At 68.6% G+C, this 15,934-nt stretch carries 16 protein-coding genes and 1 pseudogene; 10 read left to right on the forward strand and 7 right to left on the reverse strand.

Annotated features, from left to right (window positions below):
- Positions 1-130: 130 nt before the first annotated feature.
- Genes HC022_RS08135 through HC022_RS08145 form a run of 3 tightly spaced genes read right to left on the reverse strand, consistent with a single transcriptional unit; the run spans position 131 to position 4,790 of the window.
- The gene (locus tag HC022_RS08135) at positions 131-2,917 is read right to left on the reverse strand and encodes a DUF4159 domain-containing protein (protein WP_167452086.1); all 2,787 of its coding nucleotides are present in this window, start codon (positions 2,915-2,917) and stop codon (positions 131-133) included.
- Complete coding sequence (locus tag HC022_RS08140) at positions 2,914-3,792, reverse strand: DUF58 domain-containing protein (RefSeq protein ID WP_008887226.1); 879 nt, start codon at positions 3,790-3,792, stop codon at positions 2,914-2,916. Before HC022_RS08140 ends, HC022_RS08135 begins: the two co-directional genes overlap by 4 nt.
- Positions 3,789-4,790 carry a MoxR family ATPase gene (locus tag HC022_RS08145; RefSeq protein WP_008887035.1) on the reverse strand — a complete coding sequence of 334 codons (1,002 nt, stop codon included), beginning with the start codon at positions 4,788-4,790 and terminating at the stop codon, positions 3,789-3,791. Before HC022_RS08145 ends, HC022_RS08140 begins: the two co-directional genes overlap by 4 nt.
- A 68-nt stretch (positions 4,791-4,858) precedes the next feature.
- Between HC022_RS08145 and HC022_RS08150 the strand changes: the two genes are divergently transcribed.
- Positions 4,859-5,455, forward strand: coding sequence for a DUF1285 domain-containing protein (locus tag HC022_RS08150; protein ID WP_167452087.1), 597 nt, complete (start codon positions 4,859-4,861; stop codon positions 5,453-5,455).
- 3 nt (positions 5,456-5,458) lie between these two features.
- Here HC022_RS08150 and HC022_RS08155 read toward each other — a convergent pair whose 3' ends face one another.
- The gene (locus HC022_RS08155) at positions 5,459-6,211 is read right to left on the reverse strand and encodes an SDR family oxidoreductase (protein ID WP_167452088.1); all 753 of its coding nucleotides are present in this window, start codon (positions 6,209-6,211) and stop codon (positions 5,459-5,461) included.
- 78 nt (positions 6,212-6,289) lie between these two features.
- On the opposite strand from HC022_RS08155, the gene HC022_RS08160 reads away from it, so the two are divergent.
- A complete protein-coding gene (locus HC022_RS08160; protein WP_303049057.1) occupies positions 6,290-6,901 on the forward strand; it encodes a TetR/AcrR family transcriptional regulator in 612 nt (203 codons plus the stop codon).
- A gap of 9 nt (positions 6,902-6,910) precedes the next feature.
- Here HC022_RS08160 and HC022_RS08165 read toward each other — a convergent pair whose 3' ends face one another.
- Positions 6,911-7,729, reverse strand: a complete 819-nt coding sequence (locus HC022_RS08165; protein ID WP_167452090.1) for a sulfotransferase family protein — start codon at positions 7,727-7,729, stop codon at positions 6,911-6,913.
- A 142-nt stretch (positions 7,730-7,871) separates the two neighbouring features.
- Between HC022_RS08165 and HC022_RS08170 the strand changes: the two genes are divergently transcribed.
- Both HC022_RS08170 and HC022_RS08175 read left to right on the forward strand, forming a co-directional pair.
- Positions 7,872-9,449: a DUF5928 domain-containing protein gene (locus HC022_RS08170; RefSeq protein WP_167452091.1), complete on the forward strand. Its 1,578-nt coding sequence runs from the start codon at positions 7,872-7,874 to the stop codon at positions 9,447-9,449.
- Between the two features lie 8 nt (positions 9,450-9,457).
- Entirely contained in the window at positions 9,458-9,826 is a 369-nt protein-coding gene (locus HC022_RS08175) for a histidine triad nucleotide-binding protein (RefSeq protein ID WP_167452092.1), read from the forward strand.
- 306 nt (positions 9,827-10,132) lie between these two features.
- On the opposite strand, the pseudogene HC022_RS08180 reads toward HC022_RS08175, so the two are convergent.
- Positions 10,133-10,957: pseudogene (locus tag HC022_RS08180) on the reverse strand (ABC transporter ATP-binding protein); the annotation flags it as partial.
- Between the two features lie 75 nt (positions 10,958-11,032).
- Between HC022_RS08180 and HC022_RS08185 the strand changes: the two are divergent.
- The 5 genes from HC022_RS08185 to HC022_RS08205 are packed head-to-tail and all read left to right on the forward strand — an operon-like array spanning position 11,033 to position 14,171.
- A complete protein-coding gene (locus HC022_RS08185) occupies positions 11,033-11,212 on the forward strand; it encodes a zinc-finger domain-containing protein (protein ID WP_008886695.1) in 180 nt (59 codons plus the stop codon).
- A gap of 51 nt (positions 11,213-11,263) precedes the next feature.
- Positions 11,264-12,190 (forward strand): AEC family transporter, encoded by a 927-nt coding sequence (locus HC022_RS08190; RefSeq protein ID WP_008886810.1) that lies wholly within the window; start codon positions 11,264-11,266, stop codon positions 12,188-12,190.
- Positions 12,187-12,639, forward strand: a complete 453-nt coding sequence (locus HC022_RS08195; protein ID WP_167452093.1) for a YaiI/YqxD family protein — start codon at positions 12,187-12,189, stop codon at positions 12,637-12,639. Before HC022_RS08190 ends, HC022_RS08195 begins: the two co-directional genes overlap by 4 nt.
- 3 nt (positions 12,640-12,642) lie before the next feature.
- Positions 12,643-13,263, forward strand: coding sequence for an HAD family phosphatase (locus HC022_RS08200; RefSeq protein WP_089957939.1), 621 nt, complete (start codon positions 12,643-12,645; stop codon positions 13,261-13,263).
- Complete coding sequence (locus tag HC022_RS08205; RefSeq protein ID WP_167452094.1) at positions 13,260-14,171, forward strand: ornithine cyclodeaminase family protein; 912 nt, start codon at positions 13,260-13,262, stop codon at positions 14,169-14,171. Before HC022_RS08200 ends, HC022_RS08205 begins: the two co-directional genes overlap by 4 nt.
- Before the next feature lie 74 nt (positions 14,172-14,245).
- Here HC022_RS08205 and HC022_RS08210 read toward each other — a convergent pair whose 3' ends face one another.
- Positions 14,246-15,484, reverse strand: a complete 1,239-nt coding sequence (locus tag HC022_RS08210; RefSeq protein WP_167452095.1) for an MFS transporter — start codon at positions 15,482-15,484, stop codon at positions 14,246-14,248.
- Between the two features lie 234 nt (positions 15,485-15,718).
- On the opposite strand from HC022_RS08210, the gene zapE reads away from it, so the two are divergent.
- Positions 15,719-15,934, forward strand: a 216-nt coding sequence (zapE, locus tag HC022_RS08215; protein WP_167452096.1) for an AFG1/ZapE family ATPase, incomplete at its 3' end; no start/stop codon positions are given.

Consider the following 15,934-nt stretch of genomic DNA (forward strand, 5'->3'; position numbering starts at 1 on the left):
CCCGCGAAGAAGCGCAGCGGCCAGCCGCGCAGCCCGCGCCAGAGCGCCAGCGCGGCGCCCGCCAGCGCGACGGCGCCCAGCGCCCAGATCGCGGGCCAGGGCAGCAGCGGGTCGAAGACGATCTGTCCGGTCATTGGCCAAGCCTGTCGAGTAGCGCGGGCACGTGCACCTGGTCCGACTTGTAGTTGCCAGTGAGCACATGCATCACGAGGTTGACCCCGAAGCGGTAGGCGATCTCGCGCTGGCGCTCGCCCGAGAAGCCCGAGCCGATGCGCACCAGCGGGTTGCCGCGCTCATCCATGGCCCAGGCGGCGGCCCAGTCGTTGCCGCCGATCACCACCGGGGTGACGTTGTCATTGAGGTTGCGGAAGGGCATGCCCTCGATCAGCTCGGCATCCGGCGGCGCGGCCTCGACCCAGACGTCTCGGCTGGTGTAGCGGCCGGGAAAATCCTGCAGCAGGTAGAAGGTGCGGGTAAGCACGTGGTCCTGCGGCACCTGCTCCAGCGGCGGGATGTCGAGCGGCGCGGCAAGCTGTTGCAGCTTGCGGCCCTCGGGCGAGGCGGCGCCGAAGCCCGCCACGTCCGCGTCGCGGGTGTCGAAGAGGATCATGCCGCCCGAGCGCAGGTACTCGTTGAGCTTGACGTAGGCGGCTTCCGAGGGCGCCGGCTGGCTCGGCGTCACCGGCCAGTAGAGCATCGGGAAAAAGGCCAGCTCGTCGCGCTCGAGGTCGACACCCATGGGCTCGGCCGGTTCCACCGAGGTACGGAAGAACAGGATTTCGGACAGGCCGCGCAGGCCCGCCTGCGCCATGTCGTCGAGCTGCCGGTCGCCGGTCAACACATGCGCGAGCGTCACCTCGGAGGCGGCGAGGATCGCAGCAGCGTCATCGCCCGTGGGCGGGTCGTCCTGCGCCCGGGCCATGCCCGGCAGCATCAGCGCGGCGGCGAGGACCGCGGCGGCGGCCGATCCGGCACGCCCGCCGCCCAGCCGTCCCGAGAGCCCCAGCGAGGCGATGACGTCGGCCAGCAGAAGCGCGATGGCGGTGGCCAGAAGCCAGCCGGCAAGCGGCGTTTCCTGCGCCCGTGACAGCCCCTCGACCGAGATCCGCTCGGGCCAGACGGCCGGTTGCAGGACGGCGTCGGCCGTCACCACGTTGCGCGCGAGGCTGCGGTCCTCACCCTGGTAGAGGCCGGGCTGCAGCTCGGGGCCGAGCGGGGCGTCCAGGAGCGCCTCGCCCGCGACGCCCGGCAGGTTGCCCGCGTCGCCGATGCGCCCGAAGGCGTCGAGCACACGCAGCGGCTGCCAGACCGTGCCGACGAGATCGGCAGGATCGGGCGAGGCCGGCATCGAGGACACCGCCAGCCGTTCGAGCATGCGCACGAAGAGGCCCGACAGCGGCAGCGACGACCATTCGGCGTTGGCGGTCACGTGGAACAGCACCACCTGCCCCTGCCCAACGCTCTTGCGGGTCACCAGCGGAGTGCCGTCGGTCAGCTGCGCGATCACCCGCGACGCCAGCGTCGGGTCGGGCTGTGCCATGACCTGGCTGCTGATCGTCACGTCCTCGGGGATCTCGAGCCCGTAGAAGGGGCTGTCCTCGGCGAAGGCGGCAAGCGACTTGGGCTCGCCCCAGCTCATGGCACCGCCGACCGAGCGCCCGCCGGCGCGCAGACGCACCGGCATCAGCGGGTCCTCTTCGCTGCGGCTCACGTCGCTGGCGGCAAGGCGCGGCCCGGCGAAGCGCAGCAGCGTGCCGCCGTTCTCGAGCCACTCGGTGATTCCGGACTGCTCGCCCGGCGACAGGGTCGCCACGTCGGCCAGCACGATCACGTCGGGATTGGCGGGCAGCACCTCTTCCAGCGTGCCGTCGAGCAGGTCGGCGGTGGGCACCAGCGCCTTGTTCAGGAAGTGCAGCGGCGACAGCAGCTCGAGCCCCTCGCGGTTCTCGTTGCCCGCGATCAGCGCGACCTCGCGGCGGCGCAGGCTGTCATCGGGCAGCGACACGGCGCCGGCGCTGCGTGCGCCCTCGATCTCGAAACGGGTGATCCGCGCCCGCAGCTCGGCGGGCAGGTTGAGCTCGAGCTCGGCCTCGGTGGCGGATTGCTCGAAGATCACCGGGTTGCGCAGCAGCACGGCGGGGTTGCCCGCCGGGTCAAGCCCGTGCCCGGCGAGCGAGACCTCGGTCTCGGGGCCGGGGCGCAGGCGGCGCAGGGTGAGCAGCACGTGGCCGTCCTCGAAGCGTGGCGGGGTCAGCGCGTAATGGGCGCGCGGGCTTTCGAAGACGGTGACCCGCCCGTGCCTCTCGAGCGTCTCCAGCAGCGGCTTGCGGCTGTCGCGGGCGAGCCCGTCGGACATCCAGTAGGTGTCGAAATCCTGGTCCGGCAGCAGTTCGAGCGCGCGGGTAACGCGGGCATCGTCGGGCTGCCACGGCTCGGGCAGGATGCCGGTCAGGCGGCTGCGCAGCACGCCTGCCGCCTGGAACTGCGGCGCCTCGGGATTGGTGAGCCGCATCAGCGCCACCGGCCGGGTCTCACGCTCGGCCCGGGTGAGCAGCGCGTCCAGCGCCTCGAGCCGGGCGGTCCAGTCGGACGCGCTCGACCAGCTGGCATCCATCACCACCAGCAGCGGGCCCGCGCCGGCCTGCTCGCCACTGTCGTCCTGCGGGTTCAGCACTGGTCCGGCGAGGCCGATGATCACCGCGGCAACGGCGAGCATCCGCATCAGCAGCAGCCACCACGGCGTGCGGTCGGTCACCTGCTCCTCGTCCTTGAGGCCGAGCAGCAGCACCACCCCGGGGAACATGCGCCGGATCGGAGCCGGCGGCACGGCGCGCAGGATCACCCAGAGGATCGGAAGCGCCAGCAGCCCCAGCAGCAACCAGGGCGCGGTAAAGCCGAGCGGCCCGAGAATCGTCATCCGTGGCCTCCATCCATCGCGCGGTAGAGCCAGAGCAGCGCGTTCTGAGCGCTGTCACTGGTGTGGTGACACAGATATTGCCAACCCGTTAACCGGGACAAATGGGCCAGCCGCGCCTTGCGCTCTGCCAGCCGCTCAAGGTAGCGGGTGCGCAGGTCGCCCGCCTTGAGAGTCTCGTGGCTGACGCTGCCGCCGACGCTTTCGAAGATGGTACGCCCCTTGAAGGGGAAAGTCTCTTCCGTCGGGTCCAGAACCTGCACCAGCACGCCGCGCACGCCACGGTCGGCGGCCTTGGTCAGCGCCGCCTCGACCGGGTCGAGATTGCCGAGGAAATCCGAGACGAACACGGCCCGCGCGTGCGGGATCATGCCGCGCGCCTCGGGCTCGGAGTAATCCTCGGCCCCGTCGGTGGCGAGCGCCTCGGCCAGCCGCAGGATCTGGACGTCGCCGCCCCGCGGCGGCAGCGACCAGCCGGTGAAGCCCACCCGCTCGCCACCCCGGATCAGCAGCACCGCCGCGGCAAGCGCGACGAGCCGGGCACGGTCGCCCTTGGATGGCAGGTCCTTGCCCGAGGAGAACCGCATCGAGGCGCCGGTATCGACCCAGAGCAGCACGCTCTGCGCGATCTGCCACTCGCGCTCGCGCACGTACTGGTCGTCACCGCGGGCCGAGCGCCGCCAGTCGATGCTGCGCACGCTGTCACCGGCGCGCAGCGGGCGATACTGCCAGAAGTCGTCGCCCACGCCCGAGCGGCGGCGTCCGTGGTCGCCAAGAAGCACCGTGCCCGCGAGATGCTCGGCGCGGGCCAGCAGCGCGGGGAAGCGGGACGCCTCCTCCTGCGCATCGCGGCGAAGAAGGGTGATGCGGTCGCTCAAGCGGCGGCCTCGGAGGACGACAGCCCGGCGGCGACATCGTCGATAAGCGCACCGAGGTCCTCGCCCCGCGCGCGTGCCGAGAAGGTCAGCGCCATGCGGTGCACCAGCACCGGGCGGGCCATGTTGATGACGTCCGCGGGCGACGGCGCCAGCCGGCCCTCGAGCAGTGCACGGGCGCGCACCGTCATCATCAGCGCCTGCGCGGCACGCGGGCCGGGCCCCCAGGCCACGGTCTCGCGCACGCGCTCGGGCGCGGTGGGCTCGGAGGGGCGGAAGGCGCGCACGAGGTCGAGAATCATCTCGACCACCGCGTCGCCCACGGGCATCCGCCGCAGCAGGGTCTGGGCCGCCATCAGCGTCGCGGGATCGAAGACCTGATGGGCCTGGGCCTCTTCAGTCCCGGTGGTGGCGATCAGGATGTCCTTCTCGGTCTTGCGGTCGGGATAGGCCACGTCGATCTGGACGAGGAAGCGGTCGAGCTGGGCCTCGGGCAGCGGGTAGGTGCCCTCCTGTTCGATGGGGTTCTGGGTGGCGAGCACGTGGAACGGAAGCTCGAGCTGGCGCGTTTCGCCGGCAACCGTCACCGCCTTTTCCTGCATCGCCTGCAGCAGCGCCGACTGGGTCCGGGGCGAGGCGCGGTTGATCTCGTCGGCCATGAGGAGCTGGCAGAAGATGGGACCATGGATGAACTTGAACGCCCGGCTGCCGTCTGTGCCGGTCTCGAGCACCTCGGAACCGAGGATGTCGGCGGGCATCAGGTCGGGGGTGAACTGGATGCGGTTGCCGTTCAGCCCCATCACCGTCGACAGGGTCTCGACCAGCCGGGTCTTGCCAAGCCCGGGAAGGCCGATCAGCAGCGCGTGGCCGCCGCACAGCAGCGCGGAGAGAGTCAGCTCGACCACCCGCTCCTGCCCGATGAAGCGGCTGTTGATCGCGCGCTTCGCTTCGGCCAGCCGCTCTTCGAGGGCCTCGATCTCGGCAACCAGGTCTTCGGCCATGGGCTGACTCCTTGCAATCACTTGTTTACGATTCAAGTCTATCTCGGGGCTCGCGAATGACAAAACCAATGAACACACAAAATTCCGTTACACCCTCTGCAGACGGCCTCGCTGCCTCAGCGCGCGCCATAAAATCGCGTGGATTGCCGCCGGTGGAGAAGTGGAACCCGCCGTTCTGCGGCGATATCGACATGCGGATCGCCCGCGACGGCACGTGGTTCTACCTCGGCTCGCCGATCGGGCGGTTCGAACTGGTGAAGCTGTTTTCGTCGATCCTGCGGCGCGACGGCGACGAATATTTCCTCGTGACGCCGGTCGAGAAGGTCGGCATCCAGGTCGACGACGCGCCCTTCCTCGCCACCGATTTCGAGGTGGCGGGCGAGGGCGAAGCGCAGGTGCTGACCTTCCGCACCCACGTGGGCGACGAGGCGGCGGCTGGCGCCGACCACCCGATCCGGGTCACCCGCGACCCCGAAACCGGCGAGCCCGCGCCCTACGTGCTGATCCGCCGCAACCTCGAGGCGCTGATCGACCGCAAGAGCTTCTACCGGCTGGTGGACCTCGGCGAGCACCACGAGCAGGACGGGCAAAGCTGGTTCGGCGTCTGGTCCTCGGGGCAGTTCTTCCCGGTGATCGAATCCGACGCGCTGCCCGACGCGGACTGACCGTCAGGCCTGCATGCGGCGCATGATGCCGTGACCAAGCGCCGGCGACAGCCACATCAGGCGGCGCAGGAGCCGCGCCTTGCCGATCCAGATCTCGCGCCGGCCCCGCGCCACGCCCTCGAGGATGGCGGTCGCCGCATCCGCGGGCGACATCTTGCGCTCCGGCGCACCGCGCGACAGCGTGGTGTCCACCACCGGCAGCAGCGCCTCGGACAGGCCGACGCCAAGCCCCGCGTCCTCAACCTGGTAGCGCAGCGACCGGGTGAAGCTGCGCATCGCGGCCTTGGTGGCGCAATAGACCGGCGCGTCGGCCTTGGGCGCCACCGCGAGGCCCGAGGTCACGTTGACGACCCGGGCGCCCGCCTGCGCGCCCAGCACCGGCAGCAGCCCCACCGCGATCAGCATCGGCGCCACGAGGTTGACCTGCACCTCCTCGGCCACGCCCTCGCCGTGCTGCGTCCCGTCGGTCAGCACCGGGTAGCGCATCACTGCGGCGTTGTTGATCACCACCGAGCAATCAGGGTGGGCATCGCGCACCCAGTTGACCACGCCGCGCGGGATCTCGGCGTCGGCGAGGTCGGCCTCGAGCACGTCCACGCAATCGCCCCGCCGCAGCAGCTCGTCGAGCGCGGCAGGGTTGCGCGCCACCGCCAGCACCTCTGCTCCCATCGCGGTCAGCTGCCGCGCCATCTCGCGCCCGATGCCGCGGGTCGCGCCGGTCAGCAGCACCTTGCGTCCGTTCCAGTAGCGATCCATCGTCAATCTCCTTGTCCCGCAGGCTCTTTCGGTCAAGAATGTGAGCAAAGGCTCAGCTTTCATACTCGCATTCCGCCGATGTCCCACGCCGCCCCGCTTTCCCCAAGAAAAACACCGCGCCAGAGCCGCTCGCGCGCGTCCTACGAGGCGGTTCTGACGGCCGCGGCTCAGATTCTCGAACGTGAGGGGATGGCCGGACTCAACACCAACGCGGTGGCCGGGCGCGCGGGGGTGAGCGTCGGCACGCTCTACCAGTATTTCCCCGGCAAGGAGGCGATCGCGGCCGAGCTGGTGCGCCGGATCAAGGCGCAGCTTCTCGACGACCTGACCGGGGCGCTGGTCGCGGCACGGGGCAAGAGCCTGCGCGAGGCGGCGCAGATCATCCTCTCTGCCTCAATCCGCCACCACGCCCGCGCGCCGGAACTGTCGCGGGAACTCGAGCGCATCGAGGAGGACCTGCCACTCGACGACGAGGTCGCGGCGATCACCGACAAGGTCCACGCGGGGCTGATCGGGCTGCTGGCCGAGCACGCGCTGCCGACGCCCGAGGTCGTGGCCCGCGACCTCACCGCCATGAGCCGCGGCATGGTGCACGCGGCGCTGTTCGCAGGCGAGACCGACCTCGCGCAGATCGAGCGCCGGCTGCTGCCGGCGATCCTCGGCTATCTCGGGCTCGCCCACCGGGACTGACGCGGGACATCAGTCGCCGAGCTTGGCGTGCACCTCGTCGAGGTCGATCTCGCCCGTGGGCATCTTGTTCGCCGGGTTCTCGAAATCGTAGCGGAAGAGCTCGAAGTCGCGTTTGTAGATCTCGTAGACCAGATGCATCGACAGGTCGTCGAAATAGTCCTCGACCGGATGCGCGCGCTTCGGCCCGTGGCCCTCGGACTCGTTGAAGCGCGGGATCGACGCGAGGTCGACCCTGTGCCGCGTCTCGACCCGGTCGAGCACACCCTGCATGCCCTCCTCGAACCTCTCGGTCCAGAAGATCCGGTCGTAGCGCCCGCCGTTCACGATGAAGGTCGAGACATGGCCCGAGATCGCCGACCAGTGGATGTCGGGCTCCATCGGGCGACGCCAGCGGATGGTGTCGCGCACGAAGAGCAGGAAGCGGCGGAAGCTGCGGATCTGGTCGAAATCGTCCTTGCCGTCATCGCCCCCCACCTCGATGCCGTATTTCCGGATCAGAAGCGGCACGAGGTTGCCCCGGTAGCGCCGCCCGTTGCGCTGAATGCCGCAGATTTTGTCGAAGAAGCTGGACAGGATCCTCGTGTAGGGGTTGCGCACGCAGGTGAAGGCATAGGCGCTTCGGGTCTTCACGTTGGCCCGGATCGGCCCCTGGCTGTCCTCGCGCGCCCATTTGTGCAGGCCGGTTCCGGCGTCGTGGATATCGCCGTCGAAGAACGCCCCGTGATCCGAGTAGTACATGATCTGGCCGATGGTCGAGCAGGCGCATTTCGGGACGACCCGATACACCATGCTTTCGCTCTCGGTCATCCAGGTCCCAGGAAACCCCATACGCCCTCTGCCTCCGGTCCGCCCGGTGGCTCTGCCCCGGGCGCTGGCCCCTGAAAAAAGCAGAACAACCCGGTTTCTTCAACGCCCGTCCACCTCTATCAACATAATCAAACAGGCAAAATTGGGGCAGACCGTTTCCCGAATGGCGAAGATTGCCTTCATCCTGCTGTGTCACAAGGACCCTGACGCCATCATCAAGCAGGCGCAGAGCCTGACCGCCGTGGGCGACTACATGTCGATCCATTTCGACGCGCGTGCGCCGAAAGCCGATTACGACCGGATCCGCGCGGCGCTTGCCGACAATCCCAACGTGACCTTCCCGAAGCGCCGGGTGAAATGCGGCTGGGGGGCGTGGAGCCTCGTTCAGGCGACGCTGAACGCGCTCGGGGCCGCCACCGACGCCTTCCCCCGCGCCACGCATTTCTACATGCTCTCGGGCGACTGCATGGCGATCAAGTCGGCGCGATACGCCCATGACCTGCTCGACCGGCGCGAGGTCGATTACATCGAGAGCTTCGACTACTTCAAATCCGACTGGATCAAGACCGGCTGGAAGGAAGAACGGCTGGTCTACCGCCACTGGTTCAACGAGCGCACCCAGAAGAAACGCTTCTACGCCATGTTCGAGCTGCAGAAGCGGCTTGGGCTCACCCGCGAGATCCCGCGCGACATCGAGGTGATGATCGGCTCGCAATGGTGGTGCCTGCGCCGGCGCACCGTCGCGTGGATCCTCGACTTCTGCCGCCAGCGCCGGGACGTGATGCGCTTCTTCCGCGGCACGTGGATCCCGGACGAAACCTTCTTCCAGACCCTCGTCCGCCACCTCGTCCCCGCGCAGGAGATCGAAAGCCGCACCCTCACCTTCCTGATGTTCACCGACTACGGCATGCCGGTGGTGTTCCACAACGACCACTACGACCTGCTGCTGAGCCAGGACTTGCTCTTCGCCCGCAAGATCAGCCCCGAGGCGCGCGAGCTGAAGCGCCGGCTGGGGGTGCTCTACGCCTCGGACGGGGCGCGGTTCCGGATCTCCGACGAGGGCCGCTCGCTCTACCGCTTCCTGACCGAGAAGGGCCGCATCGGCCGCCGCTTCGCGCCGCGCTTCTGGGAGACGGAAAGCTCGCTCGGCCGCGATCGCGAACTGCTGATCGTGGTGTGCAGGAAGTGGCAGGTGGCGCGGCGGCTGGTGCAGCGGATGCGGCAGGTGACCGACATCCCCTGCATCGAGTACCTCTTCAACGACGAGAGCTGCGCCCTGCCCGATCTCGGCGGCATCCAGTCCACGGTCGCCAAGCGCCACCGTCACCGCCGGGCGCTGATGCGGATGCTCTTCGACTACTACGAAAGCGAGCGGCTGGTCGTCTGTCTCGACCCGTCGAACCTCGACCTGCTCGAGGATTTCTGCCGCGACCGCTCGGTGTCGCGGCTGCTCGAGATCGAGTGCCGGTACTCGGACGCATATCTCACCGGCCATGCCATGCGGGTGGGGCTGGCGGGCGACCACACGCCGCGCGAGACGCTGAACTGCTTGCTGCCGGCGATCCGCAACGACATGGTGCACGAAAGCGACCGGATCCGGGACGCGCAGTTCGAGAACCACCTGCTGATGCGCGAGATCGACAACCCGGCCCAGAACGCCCGGCCTATCGCCGCCTTCCTCGGGGTGACCGAGGACACGGCGCTGGAGCTGGCCAGAACCGACAACTTGTTCGCCGATTGAGGAAGACCATGGCCTACAGCTACGATGACGAGAACATCTTCGCGAAGATCCTGCGCGGAGAGATCCCCAACGACACCGTGCTCGAGACCGAGCACAGCCTCGCCTTCAACGACATCCGCCCGCAGGCGCCGATCCACGTGCTGGTGATCCCGCGCGGGAAATACGTCAACTACGACGATTTCGCCGCCAACGCCTCGGACGAGGAGATCCTCGACTACACCCGCGCCATCGCTAAGGTCTGCGAGATGAAGGGCGTCGAGGCCGAGGGCTTCCGGATGATCTCGAACGCCGGGCACAACGGCGTCCAGGAGGTGCCGCACCTGCACGTGCACATCCTCGGCGGCCGCAACCTCGGCCGGATGCTGACCCCGGCCTGAACCTCTGCGCCTTGACCTGACGGTGCGGCCTTCCGGCCGCACATCCCGTCTCGCCGCCGCCCTCCGGGGCGTCGGCTCGGAACCCGTTGGATTGGTGACGCACTGAACGGGATCCGCGCCGGTGATGCAGGGACGGCCTGCCTCCGGCCGGAGTTTATCCGGCAAGATGAAGACCGGGCGCGGCCCTGCTGCTTCATCTTGCCCGCTAAACTCCGGGGGTGAATGGGCCGCAGGCCCAGAGGGGGCAGCGCCCCCTTGCGAGGTCTCAGGCGGCGGGACGGCTTCGGGTGAGTTCGAGGAAGACAGTTCAAGCACATCCTCGGCCGTGGTCTGCGAGGCGTGGTAGCTGAGCGCGATGAGCCCGCCGTCGCGGCGCTCGATGGTGATGCCGGGCCCCTGCGGGAGCGTCTCCGGTGCCGAGACCGGCTCGATGACCATGGTCTTGGCATCGAGCTGGCCCAGCAGGTTGCGGGTGCTGTCGCGTGCCACCACGGCGCCCTGGTTGATGATGGCGATCTCGTCGCACATCTCCTCGGCTTCCTCGAGGTAGTGTGTGGTCAGGATGATGGTCATGCCGCGCTCGCGGTTGAGCTTGCGGACATTGGACCAGAGCATCTGCCGCAATTCGATGTCGACGCCGGCGGTGGGTTCGTCGAGCACGAGGATGTGCGGGTGGTGCACCAGCGCCTTGCCCAGCAGCAGGCGGCGGCGCATGCCCCCCGACAGGGTGCGGGCATAGGCATCGGCCTTGTCGGTCAGCCCCACCATCTCGAGGATCTCGTCGCTGCGGCGGCGGTTCTTCGGCACGCCGTAGAGCCCGGCCTGCACCTCGAGCGCGTCGCGCGGGCTGAAGAACGGATCGAGGTTCAGCTCCTGCGGCATCACCCCGATGGACGCGCGCGACTGGCGCGGGTTGCGGTCCTGGTCCCAGCCCCAGATGGTGACGTGACCCGAGGTCTTCAGCACCAGGCCGGCGAGGATGTTGATCAGCGTCGACTTGCCAGCGCCATTGGGTCCGAGCAGGCCGAAGATCGACCCCGTGGGGATCGCCAGATCGATGCCCTTGAGGGCTTCCTTGCCGCCTGCATAGGTCTTGCGCAGCCCCTCGATCCGGATCGCGTCACCAGTCATGCCGAGCCTTGCTCCTGTCTTTTTCTTCGCTCATAACGCAGGTAGTGCAGGTGTCACCAAAAGGAAACCGCAGCCATGACCACGGAAGCCCCGGAGACCAGGATCGTCGACAGCCACCGCATCGCCTGCGACGGCGGCGAAGGCGCGCTGGGCCACCCGCGGGTCTGGCTCTCGATCCCGCTGGAGACCGGTGTCGTGGAATGCCCCTATTGCGACGCCCGCTTCGTGCACCGCGATTTCGAAGGCAAGGCCTGAGCCCATCGCTACGCAGGGCCGTTCGCCCGGGCAACCAGCTGACAGGGTGACATGCTCGCCATCTTCCTGAAGACCCTTCCGTTCTTTGCCCTCATCGGGCTGGGGTACGGTGCCGGACGGACCCGGTTCTTCTCGGAAGAGGCCACGGCGGCGCTGACCAAGTTCGTCTTCTACTTCGCGCTCTCGGCGATGCTCTTCCGCTTCGCCGCGACGCTGTCCATCTCGCAGATCTTCGACGCCCGCCTCGCCTCGGCCTATCTCTGGGGCACCATGGCGGTCTACGTGCTGGTCACCGGCGTGGCCTTCCTGCGCCGGCAGGACATGCAGACCGCCGCCATCGAGGCGCAGACCGCCTGCATCGGCAACACGGGCTTTCTCGGCGTGCCCATGCTGACCCTGCTGCTGGGACAGGCCGCGGTGGCGCCGATCATCCTGATGCTGACCATCGATCTCATCGTTTTCGCCTCGCTGCTGGTGATCCTCGTGACCGCCGCGCGCGAGGGGCGGATCTCGTTCCGGATTTTCCGGCAGGTGGCCATCGGGCTGGTGAAGAACCCGATGATCGTCTCGATCTCTCTGGGCCTGCTGGTCTCGGCGCTGAAGCTGCCCCTGCCCGGCCCGGCGGAGGAGTTCCTGAGCATCCTCGGCAACGCCGCCACGCCCTGCGCGCTCTTTGCCATCGGCGCCTCGCTGGCGTCGAAATCCGCCGAGCGGCTGGCGGTCTCGGGCTGGCTCAGCTTTGCCAAGCTGGTGCTGCACCCGCTCTTCGTGGCCGCCGGCGTCTACCTGTTCTTCCCGACCACGCCGTTCCAGGCCACGGTCGCGGTCTCGACCGCGGCGCTGCCGGTGGCGGGCAACGTCTTCATGCTGGCGCAGCACTACGGCATCGCGCCGCAGCGGGTCTCGGCCGCGATCCTGCTCTCGACCGCCGCCAGCATCGTGACAGTCAGCCTTGTAATTGCGATGGTGACCTCATGACGGCGCTCTACATCGATGCCGATGCCTGCCCGGTGAAGGCCGAGGCCGAGCGGGTCGCCACCCGCCACGGCGTCAGGTTGTTCGTGGTGTCGAACGGCGGGCTGCGCCCCTCGGCCAATCCGCTGGTCGAGACGGTGATCGTGCCCGACGGCCCGGACGTGGCCGACATGTGGATCGCCGACCGCGCCGGACCCGGCGACGTGGTGGTGACCGGCGACATTCCCCTCGCGGCGAAATGCGTCGCGGCGGGCGCCCGCGTGCTGCGCCACAACGGCGAGCGCTTCACGCCCGAGAACATCGGCCAGCAGCTTGCCATGCGCGACCTCATGGCAGACCTGCGCGCCGCCAACCCGCTGAACCAGGGCGGGAGCGGCAAGGGGTTTACAAAGGCCGACCGCTCCCGTTTCCTCGACGCGCTCGAGCGGGAAATGCGGCAGGCGAAGGGGTAGGTCATGGGCATCGAGGCGGTGGTCTTCGACATCGGCAACGTGCTGATCCGGTGGCAGCCCGAGATCTACTACGACGCGCTTCTGGGCGAGGACCGCCGCCGCGCGATGTTCCACGCCATCGACCTGCACGGCATGAACGAGCGCATCGACGCGGGCGAGGATTTCCGCGAGGTGGTCTACGGCACCGCCGACGCCCACCCGGACTGGGCCGAGCCCATCCGCCACTGGCACGACCGCTGGGTCGAGCTGGCCTCACCCGAGATCCCCGGCTCGGTCCGCGCCCTGCGGGCTCTGCGCGCCGCCGGTGTGCAGGTCTTTGCGCTGAGCAACATCGGCGAGGGCACCCTGGCGCTGGCCGAGGCGCGCTATCCGTTCCTGGCCGAGTTCGACCGGCGCTATATCTCAGGCGCGATGAGGGCGGTGAAGCCCTCCCCCGAGATCTACGCCATGGTCGAAGCCGATTGCGGCCTCGCCCCCGGGGCGCTGCTCTTTGCCGACGACCGCGCCGACAACATCGCCACCGCCGCCGCGCGCGGCTGGCAGACCCACCTGTTCGAAGGGCCCGAGGGCTGGGCAGAGTGCCTCGTCTCGCACGGCCTGCTGAAGAAAGACGATCTCGCATGACCACGCCAGCATTCATCCCCTTCGAGGCCGAGGCAAAGATGGACTGGCTGGGGCTCACCCGCGCCTTCCGGGACGGCCACAGGCTGCCCAAGGCCGAGATCGCGGACAACTTCCTCTACCGGCGCGACGACACGCTGCTGAACCGCGCCGCGTGGATCGACGGGCTGGGGCTCGCGGTGAAATCCGCGACGATCTTTCCCGGCAACCCCGCGCAGGGCGTCGGCATGGTGAACGGCGGCGTGTCGCTTTACGACGACGCGCAAGGGCTGCTCGAGGCGGTGGTGGATTTCCATCTCGTCACCAAGTGGAAGACCGCGGGCGACAGCCTGCTGGGGGCGCTGACGCTGGCGCGTCCCGACAGCCGCGAGATCCTCATCGTCGGCGCCGGCCACGTCGGCCATTCGCTTTACGAGGCCTACAGCGCCGGGTTCCCCGGTGCCCGGTTCTCGGTCTGGAACCGCACCATCGCCAAGGCCGAGGCCATGGCAGAGGAACTCGGGATCGAGGTCGCGGCGGATCTCGAGCAGGCCGTGGCGAAGGCCGACATCGTGACCTGTGCCACCATGTCCACCAGCCCGGTGATCCGCGGTGAGTGGTTGAAGCCGGGCCAGCACCTCGACCTGATCGGCGCCTACCGGCCCGACATGCGCGAGGCCGACGACACCGCGCTGCAGCGGGCGCGGGTCTTCGTCGACAGCTACGACACCACGCTCGGCCATATCGGCGAACTGAAGATCCCGCTCGAGACCGGTGCCATCGCGCGCGAGGACGTGCTGGCGGACTATTACATGCCCGAGACGATGACGCGCGGCAGCGACGACGAGATCACGCTCTTCAAGAACGGCGGCGGTGCGCATCTCGACCTGATGACCAGCCGCTACATCCACGCCTGCTGGACCGGGCGCTGAGCCCACACCTTTCTGACCAGCTGACCTCCCGCATGGCGCGCCGCCCGACCTGAAGGCCGGGCGCGTTTCGCGGCTCAGGCGGTGACGGGCACCGGTGCGCGGCTTTCCTTCACCGGCAGATGGATGATCGCCGACAGCGCGCCCACACCCACGCCGATCCACCACACCAGCGTGTAGTCGCCGTAGGCGTCGTACATCCGCCCGCCGAGCCAGACGCCCAGAAAGCCGCCGAGCTGGTGCGAGAAGAAGACGATGCCGTAGAGCGTCCCCATGTAGCGGAGCCCGTAGAGATGCGCGACGAGCCCCGAGGTCAGCGGCCCCGTGGCGAGCCAGAGCGAGCCCATCACCGCCGAGAACACGATCACCGAAAGCGGCGTAATCGGCAGCATGATGAAGGCCGCCGAGGCGATGGTCCTGCCGGTGTAGATCAGCGCCAGCAGGTACTTGCGCTGCCAGCGCTTGCCCGCCCAGCCTGCGATCAGCGTGCCCCCGATGTTGCACACCCCGATCACCGCGATGGCCCATGCGCCGAGCGCCGAGGTCGTGGTGATGCCGATGGAATGCAGCATCCCGCCGGGCTGGATCGGGCCGCAGAGCTCTTCGACGAAGGCGGGGAAGTGGGCGGTGATGAAGGCCAACTGGTAGCCGCAGGAGAAGAAGCCGATGAAGATCATCGCGAAGGACGGGTCGCTCCCCGCGCGCTTGAGGATCGCGCCCATGCTCTCCTCGAGCTCGGACTTCGGCGCCACGGGCGCACGCATCATCGGCAGCAGCGCGAGGATCGCCAGCACCAGTGCGGCGAAGATCATGAAGACCGTCTGCCACGTGTAGAGGCCCAGCATGTATTCCGCCAGCGGCGCGCCGACCACCTGCCCGGCGCTGCCGGCGGCGGTGGTGATGGCAAGCGACATCGAGCGGTTCTCGTCCGACGAGGCGCGGCCCACCACGGCGAGGATCACCCCGAAGCCGGTGCCCGCAATGCCGAAGCCCACCAGCACCTCGTAGCTCTGCATCGCCAGCGGCGAGTTCGCGCCGGCCGACAGCACCAGCCCGACCGCGTAGACGATCGCGCCGACGATGATCGCCTTGCGGTCGCCGATGCGCTCGGCCACCGCGCCGAAGATCGGCTGCCCGATGCCCCAGAACAGGTTCTGGATGGCGATGGCGAGCGAGAACTCCGCCCGCGGCCAGCCGAACTCCTCGGCGATCGGGATCTGGAACACGCCGAAGCTCGCGCGGACGGCGAAGGACACGAGGATGATGAGGCATCCGACGATCAGAACGGGCGTGAACAGACGCGGCGTGGACTGCATGGGCAAAGCTCCTTTACAAAAACCCATACCCGCCGATCCGCAGGGGTCAATCGCAATAATGTTACCGATACAATCACTTCCGCTGATGGCTCGACGCCCGCGTCCGGCGCCGTCGCGGTGCTTTCGAGAGGCCCCGCAAGCGCTTGAGGGGACCGACCGCGCGGCGTCACGCGGAACGCGCCGCGGACGCGAAGCCCTCTACACATTCCGCGCGGCTCGGGCTATGCGCGTTTCATGACCACGCTCATGGACCTTTACGACGAACGCGTCGCCGAAGGGCGCATCCAGCGCGACCCCGCGCAGGAAGAGGCGCTGCCCGAGTTCGAACGCATCCGCGAGGTGCTCGCCAACGAGCCGCCCGCCAAGCGCACCGGACTGTTCCGCAAGCCCAAGGCGCCGGAGCCGCCCAAGGGGCTCTACCTCTGGGGCGGGGTCGGGCGCGGCAAGTCC

The sequence above is a fragment of the Salipiger sp. HF18 genome (assembly GCF_011806505.1).
GTDB classification, from domain to species: Bacteria; Pseudomonadota; Alphaproteobacteria; order Rhodobacterales; family Rhodobacteraceae; genus Salipiger; species Salipiger thiooxidans.